Source organism: Streptomyces sp. NPDC006450 (genome assembly GCF_040612195.1).
Classification (GTDB): domain Bacteria; phylum Actinomycetota; class Actinomycetes; order Streptomycetales; family Streptomycetaceae; genus Streptomyces.
Genome location: NZ_JBEXPT010000132.1, coordinates 1 through 17,719, shown reverse-complemented (window position 1 = coordinate 17,719; position 17,719 = coordinate 1). Strand labels below are relative to the sequence as shown.

Sequence of the window (17,719 nt, the reverse complement as noted above, 5' to 3'; positions counted from 1 at the left end):
GCCCCGCGCCGTCGACTTCCGCGCGGGCGGGGCCCCCCCCCCCCCCGGCCGGGGGGCCGGGGCCCCCGCCCCCCCCCCGGGCCCCGCCCCCCGGACCGGGCGGCACGGTACTGACGCTGGCGCCCGGGGGCGACCGGGTCGACCGGGCGTTCGCGGCCGAGCACCAATGCGACTTCTGGCGCGACCAGCCCTCCCGGCCGCTCTGACGGGACACGAGACCCGGTGGTCCGTACGGGGGTGATCCGCGCGCGCCCACGCGTGCGCGCGGAGCTCATCCTCGGGTGATCACCGAGAAGGCGGCGGCCCGGGGGGTGCCGCCACGCCGCCGGATGCCCCGAGGGCCACGGTCCCCACGGGCATCCGGCGGTTTTCTCCTGATCTGGCCCGATGACCGCAGAACCGCCCCCGGGCGGAGTGGAGATCACCGAGGCCGAAGCGGTGGCCAGGTGGGCACCCACGGACGTCGGACGGGACTCCCCACCTCGCGCCCGAGCACCAGACGTCCGACAGGTCCGAGACGTCCGACGCGTCCCACCGGTCCGACGCGTCCCACCGGTCCGGCCGCCCCGCCGGTCCTACCTTGCGCCCGCCGAGGCGTGGGCCGGCGGAGCGGAGGCCGCTGCCACCGCCGCCGACGTGGCGTGCACGGCGTCGAGCTGGGTCTCCATGTCGTCGAGCGCGCTGCGCACCGCGGCGATCCGCAGCAGGAGCTCGTCGGCGGCGTCCGGTGCCGACTGCTTCGCCAGGAGCAGGGACCGCTTCTCCTCCTTCTCGGCCTCGTCCTCCATCTCCCGCGCCTCCTCAAGGGCGTTGAGGACCACGCCGATCAGGACGTTGACCAGGACGAAGGAGGCGAAGAGCACGTAGGAGGCGTAGAAGAGGATGCTCAGCGGGGAGATGGCCAGCCCCGCGTGGACGGCGTCCCCGAGCCCTTCGAGCGTCATCAGCAGGAACAGGGTCAGCCCGGCCCGGCCGATGGACCCGTAGTGCTGCGGGTCGTGCTCGGCGAAGCAGATCCAGCCGACCATCGCGTACACGTAGACGATCAGCGCGCCCACGAACAGGAAGCTGACGGTGCCGGGCAGGCTGCGTCCCACCGCGACCAGCAGGACCCGCAGCTGGGGCATGAACCGGGCGGTCCGCAGGACGCGGGCGAGGCGCAGCAGCCGCAGGAGCGTGGTGTTCTCCCGGAGGAACGGGATGAAGGCCGAGGAGACGACCAGCAGGTCGAAGATGTTCCAGGGGTCCTGGAAGAAAGCTTTCGGCCGGTCGGCGTGCGCGCCGAGGCGGATCAGCATCTCCAGGGTGAAGGCGATCACGCAGAAGCGCTCGGTCGCCGAAAGGAGGCCGCTGTACTCGGAGGAGAGGCCGCTGTACGTCTCGGCCCCCAGCAGTGCGGCGTTGAAGAGGATCACCGCGAAAACGGTGAGCGAGAACGCGGGCGCCTCGCACACGTCACGGCAAGGCGCGGCAAGCCTTCCACGCCAGGTGTCCCCCGCGGTCGGGTCGGTCATCGTGCTCCCTCGTACGGGCCACCGGCCGCCCCCGGACCCGCACGCGCCGGCTGCGCCGCGACGGAAGACGAGGCAGCCGAGGCGATGTTCATGTTCCGGGTCGTGTAACGCCGTACGGGGGGATTCGAGACGCCCTGGAGTGCTACATCGCCCGATCGGGGACCGGCCCCCGCCCCGCCCGGGCCAGCGGCGCGGCGGGCAGGATGGGCGCATGACGAGTGGTGACGGTGGGACAGGGCAGGCATGGGCCGCGCTGGGCGGCCCCGAGGGGCTGGCGGATCGGGTCGGCTACCGGGGGCCGAGCGGGCTGGCGGACGGTCCGCTGCCCGTACGGGAGCTGGCGCGGGCCACGGTGGGCGCGTGCGCGCTGGCCGCCGCGGAACTGGCCGCCGTACGGGCCGGAGGCGGTCCGGACGACGTGGCTCCCCTGCTGGTCGACGAAGGGGCCGTGGCCACGGCGTTCGTCAGCGAGCGGCACCTGCTGGTCGACGGACGCGCGCCCGTGACGTTCGCGCCGCTGTCCGGCTTCTGGCGGGCCGCCGACGGGTGGGTGCGTACGCACGCCAACTATCCTCACCACGAGGCCGCGTTGGTGCGCGTTCTGGGAGCCGGGACCCGGGAGGGCGTCGCCGGGGCGATCGCCCGGCGGCGGGCGGTGGACGTCCAGGAGGAGGTCTACGCGGCCGGCGGGCTGGCGGTGGCCGTGATGACGGCGGGGTACGGCGCGCCGCACCCCCTCGTGGAACGGACCCCCTCCGGCCTGCGCGGGCGGCCCCTCGCGGCGGTCGCAGCCGGCACGGCACTGCCGATGGCGGGGGTGCGGGTACTCGACCTGACCCGGGTCATCGCGGGGCCGGTGGCCACCAGGACGCTCGGACTGCTCGGCGCCGACGTCCTGCGGATCGACTCCCCGGGCCTCCCGGAATCGGACGACGCCTACGCGGACACCGGATTCGGGAAGCGCTCCGCCCTCCTCGACCTGGGGACGGCCGGGGACCGGACGGTGTTCGACGGGCTGCTGGCCGGGGCGGACGTGGTGGTGACGGGATACCGGCCGGGGGCGCTGGAGCGGTACGGGCTGGGCGCGGAGGAACTGCTCGCACGGCGGCCGGGGCTGGTGGTGGCCGAGCTGTGCGCGTGGGGGTGGCAGGGCCCCTGGGCGGGACGCCGGGGCTTCGACTCGCTCGTGCAGGCGGGGTACGGGATCTCCGCGGCCTGCGGCGACGCGCGCGGCCCCGGAGTGCTGCCGGCGCAGGCGCTGGACCACGGCACGGGGTACCTGGCGGCAGCCGGGGTGTTGCGGGCGCTCGCGGAGGGCGGTGGCCAGGCCCTGCGGTTCTCCCTGGCGGGGACGGCGTCGTGGCTGGTCCGGGAGGTCCCGGGGGTGGGCGCCGCCGTACCGGGGTACGCCCCGCAACCGTGGCTGCGCGAGACCGCATCCGGATACGGGCCGCTGCGGTACGCGGCCTCACCTCTCGGGGGCCGCGGATGGGAGCGGGGACCTTCCCGCTGGGGGACGGACCGTCCCGCCTGGCTCTGAGCCCGGGCGGCGGAGCCACGGGGCACGCGCCGAGGCGGGGCCCCGGCCAGGGTGCTGGCCGGGGCCCCGCCGGGTGGTGCCGACGGTCCCCCTGGGGGTGTGGAGGCGGCCGTGGCCGATCAGGTCGATCGGGCAGATCGGGCAGGTCCGAACAGCGGACTGGCAGACCGGCGGACTAGAAGTAGACGTTCCAGGTCACGTTGACCGAGGAGGACTTGCCCGCGGCGTCGGTCACCGTGAGGGTGCTGCCGCCGAAGCCCCAGGTGGTGGGCGAGCCGGTGATGACACCCGTGGCCGCGTTGACGCTCAGGCCGGCCGGCAGCCCCGTGGCCTTGAAGGCGTACGGCTTGGTGCCGCCCGAGGCCTGGAGGGAGAGGGTGACCGGCTTGCCGATGTAGACGACCTGGTTGCCCGGGTTCGTCAGGACCGGGCTGGTGCCCGTGACGGTGCTGACGGTCCAGGAGAACGAGGTGGAGCCGGTCTTGCCCGCGTTGTCGATGGCGGTGACGGTCACGTGGGAGGTTCCGGCCGAGGTGGGGGTGCCCGTGATGGTGCCGGTCGAGGAGGCGATGGCCAGCCCGGCGGGCAGGCCCGTCGCGGACCAGGTGTAGGGGGCCGTGCCGCCCTCGGCGCTGTTGCGCAGCTCGGGTATCCGGGCGCCGATGACGCCGGTCTGGGCCGAGACCGCGGCGACGGTGACGTTGCCGGGCTGTGGGGTGGTGACGACCAGGGCCAGGTTGAACCTGGTCAGGGCCTCGACCACGGGCTGGAAGATGGTGAACTTCTCGCCGCTGCCCGACGTACAGGTGGCACTGCCACCGCCGGAGTGCAGGCCGACGGCCTTGCCGCCGGTCGCGGTGACGTACGCGCCGCCCGAGTCGCCGCCGGCGGAACAGGCGTTGGAGTACGACAGGCCGTCGATGACCACGCTGCCGTAGTCCACGCTCTGGTTGACCTTGGTGACCTCGCCGCACCGCATGCCCGTGGTCTGCCCTGAGCGGCAGACCGCGGTGCCGACCACGGCGTCGGCCGAGCCGGTGACGGCAATGGCGGTGTGGGTCGAGTCGCCCGCGACGTACGGGGAGAGGTTCCACCCCGACTGGTCCACGTCGACGACCCCCATGTCGCCTTCCCGGGCGTTGATGCTGCTCTGCCCGTCCTTGTTGGACGTGCCCACGCGGGTCCCGTCCTTGCCGTAGGCGGGTTGGTTGACGTCGTTCGTGCAGTGACCGGCCGTCAGGAAGGTCTTGGCGCCCCCCGTGACCCGGGTGGTGGCGAAGCCGATGGAGCACGGGCTCTCGCTGCCCGGCACCCACTTGTCGCCGCCGGTCACGTCGGCCTGCTGCCGAGGGCCGTCGGAGGTCTCCGTGACGTGGACGATGGCGCCGAGGGCGGCGAGACGTGCCACGAAGGCGTCCGTGGAAGCGTTGCGGGCGGTCCGGTCCACCGTGACGTCGATCCGGTTGTTCCGGACGTCGGGACCCCAGGACACCACGCCCGCGATCCCGGACCCGATGTCGCGCGTCACGGTCCGGGCGGTGGCGTCCAGTTCGGCCCGGCTGTAGCGGGCCGGCCGGGCGACGGCGCCCGCGTCCCGCACCAGCGCCGCGTCCGCCTCGTCGGAGACGGCCGCGTTCAGCCGGCCCGTGGAGGAGTCGAACCACATGCCCGCCACCCGGTCGCCGATCCGGCCCCGGATGAGCGTGGCCGCCTTGCCCGCCGCCGCTTCGTCGGCGATGCGGTCGCGGACCTCGCCGGCGGAGAGGTGGAGATCGCGTTGCATGGCCTCGAGGACCTGCGGGGACACGGAGGGTCCGGGCTGCGCGGCCACGGTGGCGTGTGCGGGCAGGACGCCCAGGCCGCCGAGCGTCACGACGGCCGTGACGGAGGCGGCCGTGACGGAGGCCCACTTGGACCTGTGGGGAAGATTTCGCACGGAAATCCCTTCATGGGGGGCGGACCGGAGGGGTAGGCCGGTACGGATGTGCGTCCCGTGGGGGAGCACGGGACCCTTCACCTCCCCGGAGCCCGCATCGCGGGGAGCCGCGTCGGCGCACTCCGGGGTGGCCAACAGAGTGATCCCGGGCCGGTGTCGGGAGCATCGGAGGAATCCCTTGCTGCCGACCGCGAGGGAGACTCGGCTCGACCCACCCCAACCGGCTTCGTCTTCAGCCGAGTTGTCGCCACGGGGCGCGGCCGGCGCCCACGCGTGTGGACGCGGCGCGCGTGTGGGCGTACGGCGGCCCGTGCCGGCGCGCGCGTACGACGCGCCGGGCACCCGTCGGGCCCCACCGCCGGGCCCCACACGCGGTGCGGCGAGCCGTCCGGACCACGCCCCCGCTCCTCCCGTGGAGGGGCAGTGCTGCTCCGGGTCTGCCACCCCGTACCCGGAGCGCGGACGGCCCGCCGTCGCACCACCATCGCCGGGAGCGCCGCCCCTTGGCATCAGGGGAAACCCTTGATCCCCCAGCCCCGCGGCACCCGGCGTTGTCACGGCAACCGCCGCCGCCTACGGTGCCTCCTCGTGACGCCAGACACTGACTTGGACCACCCCGCGCCCGGCGCAGGGGCCCGGCGTACGGTCTCGGACGCGGCCGCCCACGCGGCCGGCGTGCTGGAGCGCGACGGGCGGGTGGCGCTCGCCGGCCCCTGGGGCGCGGGCAAGACCACCGTCCTGGAGGACGTGCTGCGCACCCTGCCCTCCGGCCCCGGCCGCGGCCCTGGTGCAGGGTCCGGCCCCGGCTACCGCTCCGGGTGGACGGTGCTGCGCGTCGCGACCGTCGAAGAGGACCGCGACCACGTCTTCGGCGCGCTCGCCCAGATGCTGTCCCACTGCGGCGCGGCCCACCTCGCGATGCTCTCCGGCAGGCAGAACGAGGTGGTCGACCGGATCCTGCACCGGGGCGCCGACGAACCGCTCGCCGCCTCCGAGCAGTTGCCCGCCCGCCTCGCGGTGACCGCGCTGCTCGCCTCGGGCCGCTGGATCCTGGCCGTGGACGGGGCCCAATGGCTCGACCCGGCCAGTGCCGACGTCCTCGGCTACGCCCTGCGCACCCTCGCCGCACCCGGCCTCGCCGCGATCGTCACCGAACGCGTCCACGGCCGGGCGCAGTCCGCGGCCCGGCTGCTCGGCGGGCACCCCGTTCAGGTCGACGTGGACCCGCTCGACGCCGAGGAGACGGCCGCGCTCCTCGACGCGCACGGCCTGCCCACGCGCTGGGCGGGCCCCCTGCAGAGCCACTGCGGCGGCCACCCCCTGCTGACCTCCGTGTCCTGTACGGCACTTGCGCGGCGGCCCGCCTCGCAACGGCGCCGGCCCGCCATGACCGAGCAGACGGTCGACGCGGCCGGAGCCTGGCTGCGCGCCACCCTCGGCGAGCCCGCCCGGCACACCCTGATGCTCGCCGCCCTGACGAGCCGGCCCTCGCTTCCGCTGCTCCTGCGGGCGGGCCGCCAGGACGCCGAGGAGCACCTGGCCCAGGCCCGGGCCGCAGGGATAGTGAGCGTGGACCCGGCGAGCGCCGTCCACTTCACGGCGGCGGCCCTGGCCCGGGCGGCCGCCCGCTCCGGGTTCGGGCCCCTGCGGGCAGCCGCCCACCTGACGCTCGCGCGGGCCGTCGGAGACCCCGTCCACGAGGTGCGCCACCGGGCCCTGGCCGCGGACCTGCCCGACCAGGCACTGGCCGAGGACACCGAGGCCGCGGCGGCCACCGCCCGTGAGGCCGGCGAACGGGCCCTGGCCGCCGAGCTGTTCCTGCTCGCCGCCGAGATCACCCCGCCGGCCCGGTCGGCCCTGCGGCATCCGCAGGCTCTCGTACGCGGCCCAGGAGGCGGCCTGCGCCGGTTCCGTCGACATCGCCCGGCAGGCGGCCGACGCCCTGACCGCCAGCAGGGCCGAGCCCACCGACCAGGTCACCGCACTCCTCGCCGTCGTCGACGCCCACGGCCAGGCCATCTCCGATCTGGAGCCGCTGCTCGCGCGCTGCCGGGAACTGGCGGCGGGCCACCCCGACCTGCTCGCCGCCGTCGAGCTGCGCGCGGCCATCGCCGCCAACGTCGCGCACGCGGCTCCCGAGCGGGCCCTGCGTGCGGCGGGCCGGGCCGCCGAACTCGCCGCCGCCGGCGGCCACCGCCCCTTGCAGGCGGCCGCCCTGACCATGCGGGCCCGGATGGAACGCGTCCTCGGCACCCCCGACGCGCCGGGCACCCTCGCGGAAGCCCTCGCCCTGGGGATCCCGGCCCAGTACTCCGGCATCCGCAACAGCGCCCAGTACCTCGCCGCCCGGCACGCCGTCTTCGACGACCGGCTGGCCGAGGCGCGCGAGCGGCTCGTGGAGCTGCTCGCGCTGGCCGAGCACGAGGGCGACGCCGAGGACCTGGTCGACGTCTGGCGCAGCCTCGCCGAGGTCGACACCCGGCTCGGGGCCTGCGCCCAGGCCCTCGCGTGGGCCGATCGGGCCGTACGGCTGTCCACCGGGGCGGGGCTGTCCATGGGCCCGGCCTGGTACACCGCCGCGCTGACGCAGAGCGCCGCCGGATCCTTCGCGGCCGCCCTGCGCACCGCCTCCTGCGGAGCCCGCGCCTCGCAGGAGGAGGGCGACGGGCTGTACGTGTCGCGCAACCTCTGGGTCATGGGCGCGGTCCAGCTGCACACCGGGGACGTGGCCGACGCCGTGGTCTCGCTCGCGGCCGTCGCCGAGGCCGAGCGGCACGTCCCTCTCGCCGACCCGGGCATGTTCCGCTGGCAGCCGGACGCCGTGGAGGCCTACACCTGCGCGGGCCGGCTCGACCTGGCCCGCGCACTGCTGGAGCGCGCCCGGCCCGCCCCGGGTCCGGCAGGCGCCGACTCCGGGCCCGGGGCGGCGCTGGATCGGGCCCGCGGGATCCTGCTGGCCCGCGGCGGCGCCGTGGAGGAGGCGAGCGGTCTGCTCCACCGCACGGCGTCCGCCTTCGAACGGCTGGGCCTGCCCCTGGAGCAGGCCCGTACGCTCCTCGCCCTGGGCCGGGTCGAACGGGCCCGCAGACGCCAGGCGGCCGCCCGCGCGGCCTGGGAGGCGGCCCGGGCCGTCTTCGACGACACCGGCGCCCGCCCCTGGCAGGAGCTCACCCGGGAGCTGCTCGACCGGGCGGGCGGACCGGCTCCGGCCGCGGGCCCGGCACCGGGCGCGAGCAGGCTGACCGAGTCGGAGTCGCGCCTGGCGGACCTCATCTGCCAGGGGGCCACCAACCAGCAGGCGGCCCAGCACATGTTCATCTCGGTGAAGACCGTCGAGGGCATGCTGAGCCGCGTCTACCGCAAGCTCGGCGTCCGTTCGCGCACCCAGCTCGCGGCGGCCCGCGCCGCCGCGGCCCCGGGCCAGGACGCACGGACGCCCCCCGAGTGACCGGGGGTCACTCGGGGGGCGTCCGGTACAACCGGTCCTACGGGGCCTGGGGGATCAGGCCGCCGGCGCCGGGTAGGTCGGGTACTCGACCCCGGAGACGTACTGGACGACCCGGACGACCTGGCAGGAGTAGCCGAACTCGTTGTCGTACCAGAGGTAGAGGATCGCGTTGTCCCCGTCGACCTTGGTGGCGCCCGCGTCGACGATCGAGGCGTGACGGGAGCCGATGAAGTCGCTGGAGACCGCGTCGGGCGCCGTGGTGAAGTCGATCTGGCGCTTCAGCGGGGAGGTCAGCGACACGTCGCGGAGGTAGTCGAGCACCTCTTCGCGGGTGGTCTCGCGGCCGAGACGCAGGCTGAGGATGGCGATCGAGACGTCCGGGACGGGGACGCGGATCGAGCTGCCGCTGATCGGGGCCTTGAGGTCGGGCAGCGCCTTGGCGACGGCGGAGGCGGCACCCGTCTCCGTCATGACCATGTTGAGCGGCGCGGAACGGCCGCGGCGGTCGGCGCTGTGGTAGTTGTCCAGCAGGTTCTGGTCGTTGGTGAACGAGTGGACGGTCTCCACGTGGCCGCGCAGAACGCCGTACTCGTCCGCCATCGCCTTCAGCGGCGGGACGATCGCGTTGGTGGTGCAGGAGGCGCAGGACAGGATCTGCTCGTCCGGCTTGATCGTGTCGTGGTTGACCCCGTGCACGATGTTGGGGACGTCGCCCTTGCCCGGAGCCGTCAGGACGACCTTGTCGACACCGGGGCGCAGGTGCTTGGACAGCCCCTCGCGGTCGCGCCACTTCCCGGTGTTGTCGATCAGGATGGCGTTCTTGATGCCGTACGCCGTGTAGTCGACCTCGGACGGGTCGTTGGCGTAGATCACCTTGATCTCGTTGCCGTTGGCGATGATCGTGCTGGTCGCCTCGTCCACGGTGATCGTGCCCTGGAACTGGCCGTGGATCGAGTCGCGGCGCAGCAGCGAGGCACGCTTGACCAGGTCAGCCTCACCCCCGCCGCGGACGACGATGGCACGCAGGCGCAGGCCGTTGCCGGAACCGGTCTTCTCGATGAGGAGGCGGGCGACGAGGCGGCCGATGCGGCCGAAGCCGTAGAGGACCACGTCGCGGCCCTCGCCGCGCTCGATCTTGTCGGCACCCGTGGCGCCGGCGACGGCGCCGGCGGTGAACTCCTCCACCGACAGACCGCGGTCGTCCGTCGCGTACGCCGCGGCGAGCATGCCGAGGTCGATCTGCGAGGGACCGAGGTCGAGGGTGGTGAGCGCCTGGAGGAACGGCAGGGTCTCGGTGACCGAGAGCTCCTCGCCGTCGATCTGGCGGGCGAAACGGTGGGTCTTGAGAATGCTCACCACGGACTTGTTCACCAAGGAGCGGCTGTGCAGGAGGATCGTGACGTCCCGCTCCCGGTGCAGCTTTCCGATGATCGGGATCATCGACTCCGCGATCTTCTCGCGGTTCTTCCAGTTGGTGAACGAGTCGTCATTGACAGTCACAGAATTATCTTTCGAGCTAGGCGGCGCTCATATGCTAACCCGCGCGCGGATCGCTCCTTCAAGCACCCCCTGAGCAGGCGGTCACCCCTCCGCGCGCTGGGTCACGGGAGCGTTGCTCTCGTCGCCCAGGAACTCGTACCAGCGGCGCTGCAGGCACAGGTAGCGGGTGTCCGCCTCGGCGAGCGCGAGGAAGGAGTCCACCGTGTCGGCCAGCCGCTCGCGCAGGCCCGGATCGGTCAGCTCGCCGTCCTCGCCGAAGGCCGAGTGCGCCATGGCAAGGCTGAACATGTCGGGGTACACCCGGGCCCCGAGGTGTTCGAGCGGGACCCGCAGCGCCCAGAGCCCGCGGTTCCCGCCGACCATCGACGGGGAGGCGGACACCAGCAGGGTCTGCTTGTCCTTGAAGGGCTGCGGCCGGAACCGGGACACCCAGTCGACGGCGTTCTTCAGCACGCCGGGCACGGAGGCGTTGTACTCCGGCGAGGCGATCACCAGGGCCTGTGCCGCCAGCAGCCGCTCGCGCAGGTCGGCGGACCCGGGGGGCTGGCCGTTCGCCTGCTCGTCGTCACCGTCGTAGGTGGGCATCACGAAGTCCCCGATCCGGGCGAGGTCCGCGACGGCTCCCGACCGCTCGACCTGACCGGCGACGAGCGCGGCCAGCCGGGCGTTCACGGAGCCCTCGCGGGAGGACCCCGCGAGGACGAGGACCCGTAGCGCGTCGGGACCGGTGGTGACGTTCAGCGGATCCGGGGCGGCCGGATCCGTCGGGAACTTCGGGCTCTGGGGCTGGTTCGCATCGGTCACGTCCGGGACCGTACGGGACCCGCCGGGGCTCCCCGCGGTGCGGCGCACGGGCTGTCACCCGGACGGGTTCAGTTGGCGCTCCAGCCGCCGTCCAGGGGGAGCGAGGTGCCCGTCACGTAGCCGGTGTGCGGACCGCACAGCCAGACGGCGGTCGCCGCGACCTCCTCGGGCTCGATGAGCCGCTTGATCGGCGACCGGGTCAGCAGCACCTCGGAGAGCACGTCCCCGGCGTCGATGCCGTGGGCGGCGGCCTGGTCCAGGATCTGCCCCTCGACCAGGGGGGTGCGGACGTAGCCGGGGCTGATGCAGTTGCTGGTCACCCCGTACGGGGCCCCCTCGATCGCGGTGACCTTGCTCAGTCCCTCCAGAGCGTGCTTGGCCGCCACGTACGCCGATTTGTACGCGCTCGCGCGCAGCCCGTGGACGCTGGAGATGTTGACCACCCGGCCCCAGCGGGCGGCGTACATGTGCGGCAGCACGTGGCGCAGCAGCAGGAAGGGCGCGGTGACCATCACCTGCTGGATCAGCGCGAAGCGCTCGGGCGGGAACTCGGTGATCGGGGCGACGTGCTGGAGCCCGGCGCTGTTGACCAGGATGTCGACGGCGGCGGGCAGCTCCCCGATGGCGGCGGGGTCGGCCAGATCGGCGGTGTGGGCGTGCCCGCCGACGAGGTCGGCGACGGCCTTGGCCGCCGCCGCGTCGATGTCGACCACGTGCACCGTGGCCCCGGCCTCGGCCAGGGCCACCGCGCACGCCCGGCCGATGCCGCTGCCGCCGCCCGTCACCAGGGCGACGCGCCGGAGCAGACCGGTGGGGGAAGGAAGTTCGCTCGTCATGGCCGGAAGCGTAGGGAGGGCCGCGGGCGACGCCCACGGTGCCGCACCCCACACTCGGTGCCGTCCGTATGGAGACGGCCACCATGCGGGCCGGCGGCGTACGGGGCCGGGCGCGGGCGTCCTCAGGCGTCGAGCGGGCAGTTGGTCAGCAGGGCCGCGGGGGTGGCCGACGGATCCCGGGGGACGGTGTGGCCCAGCGGTGGCCGCACACCGCGGCCGATCCAGTCCTCCAGCGCGGTGAAGGCGGCGCGGTGGCAGGGGGTGAGGGGGCGCAGCCGGTCGGGGAAGGCGTCGACGAGCGAGTCCACGTGGGTGCCGCCCTCGATGCGGTAGTAGCGCAGCAAGCCCCCGCGGCCGGCCCGGCGGACCATCTCGGCGTAGACGTCGGAGTCCCGGGAGATGGGGAGCAGGACGTCGAGGGTGCCGTGCAGGGTGATCAGCGGTTTGCCGATCCGGCCGGTGAGCGCGATCCGCTGGACGGCGCGGCGGACCTCCGCGGGCCGCTCGGCGTAGGCGTAGTCGGCGTCGCAGGCCGGGGTGCCGGGCGCGCAGAAGGGGGTCCCGGCCTCGGTCGGACCGTCGAAGCCCGGATCGAACTCCTCGCGGTAGATCCGCTGGGTGAGGTCCCAGTAGTAGCTGTGGTGGAAGGGCCACAGGAACTCCGAGCCGGCCGGGAAACCGGCGGCGAGCATCGCCTCGTGCGCCTGCCCGGCCTGCGGGCCGCCGGCCGCGTAGGTGGGATAGGCGGCCAGCGCCGGGGGCAGGAAGGTCAGCAGGTTGGGGCCGTCGGCCCGCCACAGGGTGCCCTCCCAGTCCACCCCGCCGTCGTACAGCTCCGGATGGTTCTCCAGCTGCCAGCGCACCAGGTAGCCCCCGTTGGACATGCCCGTCGCGAGGGTGCGGTCCGGGGCGCGGCGGTAGCGCTGCGCGACGACCGCGCGGGCGGCCCGGGTCAGCTCGGTGACCCGGGTGTTCCACTCGGCGACGGCGTCCCCGGGAGCCTGCCCGTCGCGGTGGAAGGCGGCCCCGGTGTTGCCCTTGTCGGTGGCGGCGAAGGCGTAGCCGCGCGAGAGCACCCAGTCGCCGATGGCCCGGTCGTTGGCGTACTGCTCGCGCACGCCCGGGGAGCCGGCGACGACGAGTCCGCCGTTCCAGCGGTCGGGCAGCCGGATCACGAACTGCGCGTCGTGGTTCCAGCCGTGGTTGGTGTTGGGGGCGGCGGCCGGGGCGGCGGTGTCGGGGAAGTAGCCGTCGATCTGGATGCCCGGCACCCCGGTGGGGACGGACAGGTCCTTGGGGGTGAGGCCGGCCCAGTCGGCCGGATCGGTGTGCCCGGAGGCCACGGTGCCTGCTGTCGTCAACTCGGCCAGACAGTCGACCTGTTGGTGTTCCGCTCCCGGGACGTGGAGGCGGGCGAGGCGGGCGCAGTGCGTGTCGGCCCCGCCGGCGGCCGCCGGGGGAGCGGGGAGAGCCAGCAGGGCCGAGGCCAGGAGGGCGACGGCCGCGGTGGCGGTGGTGGTGACGGAACGGATGGCCGGTGGCACGGGAGAGCCTCCAGAGGGCGCGACGGGGACGGGGACGGGACAGGGGATACGGGGATGGGGGATCGGGGGACTGGGCCGGAGGCTACGGCGCGCCGCCGGGGCGCGGACACGGCTGCGCCCGCCATGTTCGCGGGCCCCGGGGTGGAGGCGGGCGCCATGGCGGGCGGACCGGCGGGCGGTCGGTCGGGCGGTCGGGCGGGCGGGCGGTTCAGGGGCAGCCGGCGTCGGCGATGACGAAGTAGCCGGCGGGCGCCTCCTTCAGCGTGTGCGTGACGTAGAGGTTGTAGAGGCCCAGGTTCTGGCCCGAGCCCTTGGCGTACGCGTAGCTCCCGTCGGTCGTGGCCCGGCCCGCTAGCACCTGCTGGTAGTTGTTCGCCTTCCAGCACGCCGCGGGCGCGCCGGTCGTGCTCGCCGTGACCGGCGCGGAGCGGGCCCCGGGCGTTCCCGCGCCGTCGCGGGCCGCCACGGTCCAGGTGTGACCCGTGCCGGGGGCGAGGCCGCCGTCGGTGTACGGGGGCGCGGCCGGGGTGGCGACCTGGACCCCGTCCCGGTGGACGGCGTAGTCGGTGGCGCCCGGCACCTGGTCCCAGGTGAGGGTGACCGCGGTGTCGCCGACGGCGGAGGCGGCCAGACCGGAGGGCGCGGGCAGGGTGCCGGGACCGGGGTCGGGATCGGTCGTGGATCCGTCCAGGCCGAAGAACTTCGAGATCCAGTGGGCGGAGCAGATCGAGGCGAGGAAGTACGCCGCCCCCGTGTGCCCGCACTGCGCGGGACCGGAGCCAGGATCGACCGGGGTGCCGTGCCCGATGCCCGGGACCCGGTCCACCTCGACGGCCACCGTGCCGTCGGCGGCCGGGTACTCCTCCTGGCGGGTCGCGTCGGGCCCGATGACGGAGGTGCGGGCGGGGGTCTGCGGGAGCCCGTGCACGGCCGTCCACTGGTCGCGCAGCTCGTCGGCGTTGCGGGGGACGACGGTGGTGTCGGCGTCGCCCTGCCAGATCGCGACGCGGGGCCACGGGCCGGTCCACGCCGGATACGCGTCGCGGACCAACCGGGCCCATGCGGCCGGTGACTTGTCCACGCCGGGGTTCATGCACGTGTAGGGGCTGCTGCCCTTGGCGCAGTCGTAGGGCAGCCCGGCGATCACCGCCCCGGCCGCGAACACGTCCGGGTAGGCCGCGAGCATCACGGAGGTCATGGCGCCGCCGGCCGACAGGCCGGTGACGAAGGTGCGGGCGGGGTCGGCGGAGTAGGCGGAGACGGCGTGGGCGGCCATCTGCCGGACGGAGGCGGCTTCGCCCTGGCCGCGCCGGTTGTCCGCGGCCTGGAACCAGTTGAAGCACTTGTTGGGGTTGTTCGCGGAGGTCGTCTCCGCGAAGACCACCAGGAACCCGTGGCGGTCGGCGAGTTCGGGCAGTCCGGAGTTGTCGGCGTAGGTCTGGGCGTTCTGCGCGCAGCCGTGCAGGGCGATCACCACGGCCGGGGCGGCCGGGAGCGAGGCCGGGCGGTACACGTACATGGTGAGCTGCCCCGGATTGGCACCGAACCCGGTGACCCGCTGGAGCGCGACGGCAGCGACGGCGGGGGAGAGGGGCCCGGCCAGCACGCCGCCGACGACCAGGAGCACCAGGGCGAGCAGGCGTACGAGGGCCCGGCGCGTCCGCCCGTAGGACCGTCCGTGGGACCGCCTGTACGTCTGACCGTACGTCTGACCGTACGTCTGTCTTTGCGCCCCTCCGTAGGTCCCCCCGGGCGGTCGCCGTCGGCCGGTGGTCCGGGTGTCGGATGATCTGTTGCGCGAGGACATGGCGGCTCCCTGGGGCGGCGGGCAGAGCGCGGACCCGTCGTCCGGGGCCCGCGATGCCCGCCACCGTAGGAGCGGCTCAGCCCGCGGCGGCATGGCGCGGAGCGCCACAGTCGGACCCCCGCTTGAGCGGTCCACGAGGGTTGCGGGAGCTCCCGCCCGCTGCTAGTGGCCCACCGGATCGAGGTGGGACCAGGACGCGCTCAGGACGGGTTCAGCTTGATGGCGAACCCGTTGAAGATGGACCACACGTCGACCCAGGCCATTCCCGTGCTGCACACCTTGTTGGCGTCGCAGCCCCAGCCCGCGCTGACGATGCCGTTCAGCTGCCGGGAGTTCGGGTCGTTGATGTAGATCACCGGGCCACCGCTGTCGCCGCCGCGGGCGACGACTCCGCCGTAGTGGGGCACGCCGTAACTGCCCCAGACGGTGGTGCCGTTGATGTTCCAGCTCGCGTTGCCCGCGTACACCGTACGGATGTTGCAGACGACCTTGGAGTTGTAGCCGAGCTGGCAGGTGAAGTCGCCGACCGCCACGTTGCGCACCCCGTTGAGGTAGCGGGTGTAGCCGGTCGCGTCGGTACCGTCCCAGGTGTACCGGTTCGTGGGTGCCTCGATGAACGCGGCGTCGAGCTCGGGCCTCTTGAACTCGACCCGGCCGATGTAGTTGCCGCCGGCCGCCCACACGCTGTTGCCGACGTTGTAGCAGTGGCCTGCCGTCACCAGCCACTGGCGGCCGTCCCAGGTGCTGACGGCCGGGATCCCGCTCGTGCAGTTCGACTGCACGCCGAAGGCCGGTCCGAGCGCGGCACCCGCGTAGAACGGCGCGCTGTCGTTCCAGCGGGTCAGGGGCGTGGCCGCGGGCGCCTGCCGGACCTCGACCGGGGTGGCCGAGGCGGCGCTACGGCGCTCCGCGACGGCCGGCGAGGCCAGGTAGCCCTGCGCGGCCCCCGGGTCGTCCACGGCGAGCTCGATGGTGCCGCCGTCCGCCGAGGTTCCCGCGAGGGAGACCTTGAAGGGCAGGTCGGTGCGCTCGGTGAGCTCGTTGATCTCCTCCTTCAGCTGCTGCCGGGACTTCTTGCCCTGGACGACCTTGATCAGCCGGGTGTCGGCTTCCGGATTGGTCCGGCGTACGGCCGAGAGGAACTCCCGGCCCCGGCGGACATCGGTGAGATACACATGGACCGAGCGGTAGTCGGAGGCCATCTCGACCTGCGTGTAGACGTCGGCGCGCTCGCCCTGGCCCACCTGGGCCGCGGCGTCGGCGGCGACCCGCAGCGGTTCCAGCACTTCCGCCTGCCGCTCCGGGGTCATCGCCGCCACCTTGTCCGCGGACAGAGGGCCCGGGGATTTCGCTTCTGCGGAGATCGACATCAGCGGGAGCAGCGCGAGCGCTCCCGCGAGGGCAATGGAACGTCGAACTACGTTCTTCACCTGTCCCCCTCATCGGCCCCGCGGGCGCGGGACCGCACTGCGCAGAACGGTAGGGAGGGCCGCGCCTCCTGCCCCAGCCGCAATGCGGCCATTGCCCCGGCGATTTCCCGCCAGGGCGTTGCGCGGGATGCACAGGGGTGTTCGTGGGGCCGACGACACCCTCGGCGGCTTCCTGAAATGCCGTGACCGGCGGCGAAGTTCATGGACGCGCCGCACGGACCGAGCCGTGCTCAGCGCGCCTCGTGCCCGGCCGTGCCCGGCACGGCCTCCGCCGCCACGGCCACCGCGAGCTCCGCCCCCGTCGCCGTACGGACCTCGTCCAGGGAGACCCCGGGTGCCAGTTCGCGGAGCAGGAATCCCTCCGGGGTGATGTCGAGGACCGCGAGGTCGGTGATGACCCGGTGGACGACGCCCCGCCCGGTCAGCGGCAGCGCGCACCGCTCCACGAGCTTCGGCGTGCCGTCCTTGGCGGTGTGCTCCATGAGCACGATCACCCTGCGCGCGCCGTGCACCAGGTCCATCGCGCCGCCCATCCCCTTGACCATCTTCCCGGGGATCATCCAGTTGGCCAGGTCGCCCGAGGCCGACACCTGCATGGCGCCCAGCACGGCCGCGTCCACGTGCCCGCCGCGGATCATGCCGAAGGACAGCGCGGAGTCGAAGAACGAAGCCCCCGGCCGGACCGTGACCGTCTCCTTGCCCGCGTTGATCAGGTCCGGGTCCACCCCGTCGGCCGCCGGGTACGGGCCCACGCCGAGGATTCCGTTCTCCGACTGGAGCACCACCTCGACCCCCGGCGGCAGGTGGTTGGGGATGAGGGTCGGCAAACCGATCCCCAGGTTCACGTACGTGCCGTCCGTCAGCTCGCGGGCGGCGCGGGACGCCATCTGCTCACGCGTCAGAGCCATGTCACATGCCGCCTTGCTCGGGGAGGAAGGCCGTCCGGACCGTGCGGCGCTCGACGCGCCGCTCCGCCGCCGGATCGCCGGGACGCACACGGACCACCCGCTGGACGAAGACGCCCGGCAGGTGGACGGTGTCCGGATCGAGCTCACCCGGCTCGACCAGCTCCTCCACCTCGGCGATGGTGACGCGCCCCGCCATCGCGGCGAGGGGATTGAAATTGCGTGCCGAGGAATGGAAGACGAGGTTGCCGTGCCGGTCCCCGGCCGCCGCCCGCACCAGGGCGAAATCGGTGCTGATGCCCTCCTCCAGGAGGTACTCCCGGCCGCCCCAGCTGCGCAGTTCCTTGGGCGGCGAGGCCATGAACATCCTGACCGGCAATCTCGACCGGCCGGGCGGAGCCCTCTTCCCGCTGTCCGCGACGGACCGCGCACCCCGGCCGGCCGGACCCGGCAAG

The 17,719-nt window shown here is 74.0% G+C and carries 11 protein-coding genes and 2 pseudogenes; 3 read left to right on the top strand and 10 right to left on the bottom strand.

The annotated features are described in order from the left end of the window. Positions 1-575 precede the first annotated feature (575 nt). The gene (locus ABZY57_RS27885; RefSeq protein ID WP_356516507.1) at positions 576-1,514 is read right to left on the bottom strand and encodes an ion transporter; all 939 of its coding nucleotides are present in this window, start codon (positions 1,512-1,514) and stop codon (positions 576-578) included. 211 nt (positions 1,515-1,725) lie between these two features. Between ABZY57_RS27885 and ABZY57_RS27880 the strand changes: the two genes are divergently transcribed. Next, positions 1,726-3,054 (top strand): CoA transferase, encoded by a 1,329-nt coding sequence (locus ABZY57_RS27880; protein WP_356516505.1) that lies wholly within the window; start codon positions 1,726-1,728, stop codon positions 3,052-3,054. 175 nt (positions 3,055-3,229) lie between these two features. Here the strand turns inward: ABZY57_RS27880 and ABZY57_RS27875 are convergent, their stop codons facing one another. Continuing rightward, positions 3,230-4,990, bottom strand: a complete 1,761-nt coding sequence (locus ABZY57_RS27875) for a putative Ig domain-containing protein (protein ID WP_356516503.1) — start codon at positions 4,988-4,990, stop codon at positions 3,230-3,232. Positions 4,991-5,038: 48 nt separating this feature from the next. On the opposite strand from ABZY57_RS27875, the pseudogene ABZY57_RS27870 reads away from it, so the two are divergent. Beyond that, positions 5,039-6,061: pseudogene (locus ABZY57_RS27870) on the top strand (hypothetical protein); the annotation flags it as partial. A 709-nt stretch (positions 6,062-6,770) separates the two neighbouring features. Continuing rightward, the gene (locus tag ABZY57_RS27865; RefSeq protein ID WP_356516501.1) at positions 6,771-8,438 is read left to right on the top strand and encodes a helix-turn-helix transcriptional regulator; all 1,668 of its coding nucleotides are present in this window, start codon (positions 6,771-6,773) and stop codon (positions 8,436-8,438) included. Between the two features lie 54 nt (positions 8,439-8,492). Here the strand turns inward: ABZY57_RS27865 and ABZY57_RS27860 are convergent, their stop codons facing one another. The 8 genes and pseudogenes from ABZY57_RS27860 to ABZY57_RS27825 form a co-directional block, all read right to left on the bottom strand. Then, the gene (locus tag ABZY57_RS27860; protein ID WP_356516499.1) at positions 8,493-9,938 is read right to left on the bottom strand and encodes a glyceraldehyde-3-phosphate dehydrogenase; all 1,446 of its coding nucleotides are present in this window, start codon (positions 9,936-9,938) and stop codon (positions 8,493-8,495) included. 81 nt (positions 9,939-10,019) lie between these two features. Beyond that, the gene (locus tag ABZY57_RS27855) at positions 10,020-10,679 is read right to left on the bottom strand and encodes an NAD(P)H-dependent oxidoreductase (RefSeq protein ID WP_356516509.1); all 660 of its coding nucleotides are present in this window, start codon (positions 10,677-10,679) and stop codon (positions 10,020-10,022) included. Positions 10,680-10,810: 131 nt separating this feature from the next. Beyond that, positions 10,811-11,578, bottom strand: a complete 768-nt coding sequence (locus ABZY57_RS27850) for a 3-hydroxybutyrate dehydrogenase (protein ID WP_356516497.1) — start codon at positions 11,576-11,578, stop codon at positions 10,811-10,813. Positions 11,579-11,700: 122 nt separating this feature from the next. Continuing rightward, complete coding sequence (locus ABZY57_RS27845) at positions 11,701-13,122, bottom strand: tannase/feruloyl esterase family alpha/beta hydrolase (RefSeq protein ID WP_356516495.1); 1,422 nt, start codon at positions 13,120-13,122, stop codon at positions 11,701-11,703. A gap of 208 nt (positions 13,123-13,330) precedes the next feature. Beyond that, positions 13,331-14,749, bottom strand: a complete 1,419-nt coding sequence (locus ABZY57_RS27840) for a PHB depolymerase family esterase (protein WP_356516493.1) — start codon at positions 14,747-14,749, stop codon at positions 13,331-13,333. 380 nt (positions 14,750-15,129) lie between these two features. Continuing rightward, on the bottom strand, positions 15,130-16,359 hold the full coding sequence (locus ABZY57_RS27835) for a hypothetical protein (RefSeq protein WP_356516491.1): 1,230 nt from the start codon (positions 16,357-16,359) through the stop codon (positions 15,130-15,132). Positions 16,360-16,589: 230 nt separating this feature from the next. Beyond that, positions 16,590-17,267: a CoA transferase subunit B gene (locus ABZY57_RS27830; protein WP_356516489.1), complete on the bottom strand. Its 678-nt coding sequence runs from the start codon at positions 17,265-17,267 to the stop codon at positions 16,590-16,592. Between the two features lies 1 nt (position 17,268). Further along, positions 17,269-17,625 (bottom strand): annotated as a pseudogene (locus ABZY57_RS27825) (CoA-transferase); the annotation flags it as partial. Positions 17,626-17,719: the final 94 nt, after the last annotated feature.

Bases quoted from the DNA above. Each gene is read 5' to 3' on its own strand.
- ABZY57_RS27885 (WP_356516507.1), bottom strand. From the start codon at position 1,514: ATGACCGACCCGACCGCGGGGGACACCTGGCGTGGAAGGCTTGCCGCG.
- ABZY57_RS27880 (WP_356516505.1), top strand. From the start codon at position 1,726: ATGACGAGTGGTGACGGTGGGACAGGGCAGGCATGGGCCGCGCTGGGC.
- ABZY57_RS27850 (WP_356516497.1), bottom strand. From the start codon at position 11,578: ATGACGAGCGAACTTCCTTCCCCCACCGGTCTGCTCCGGCGCGTCGCC.
- ABZY57_RS27830 (WP_356516489.1), bottom strand. From the start codon at position 17,267: ATGGCTCTGACGCGTGAGCAGATGGCGTCCCGCGCCGCCCGCGAGCTG.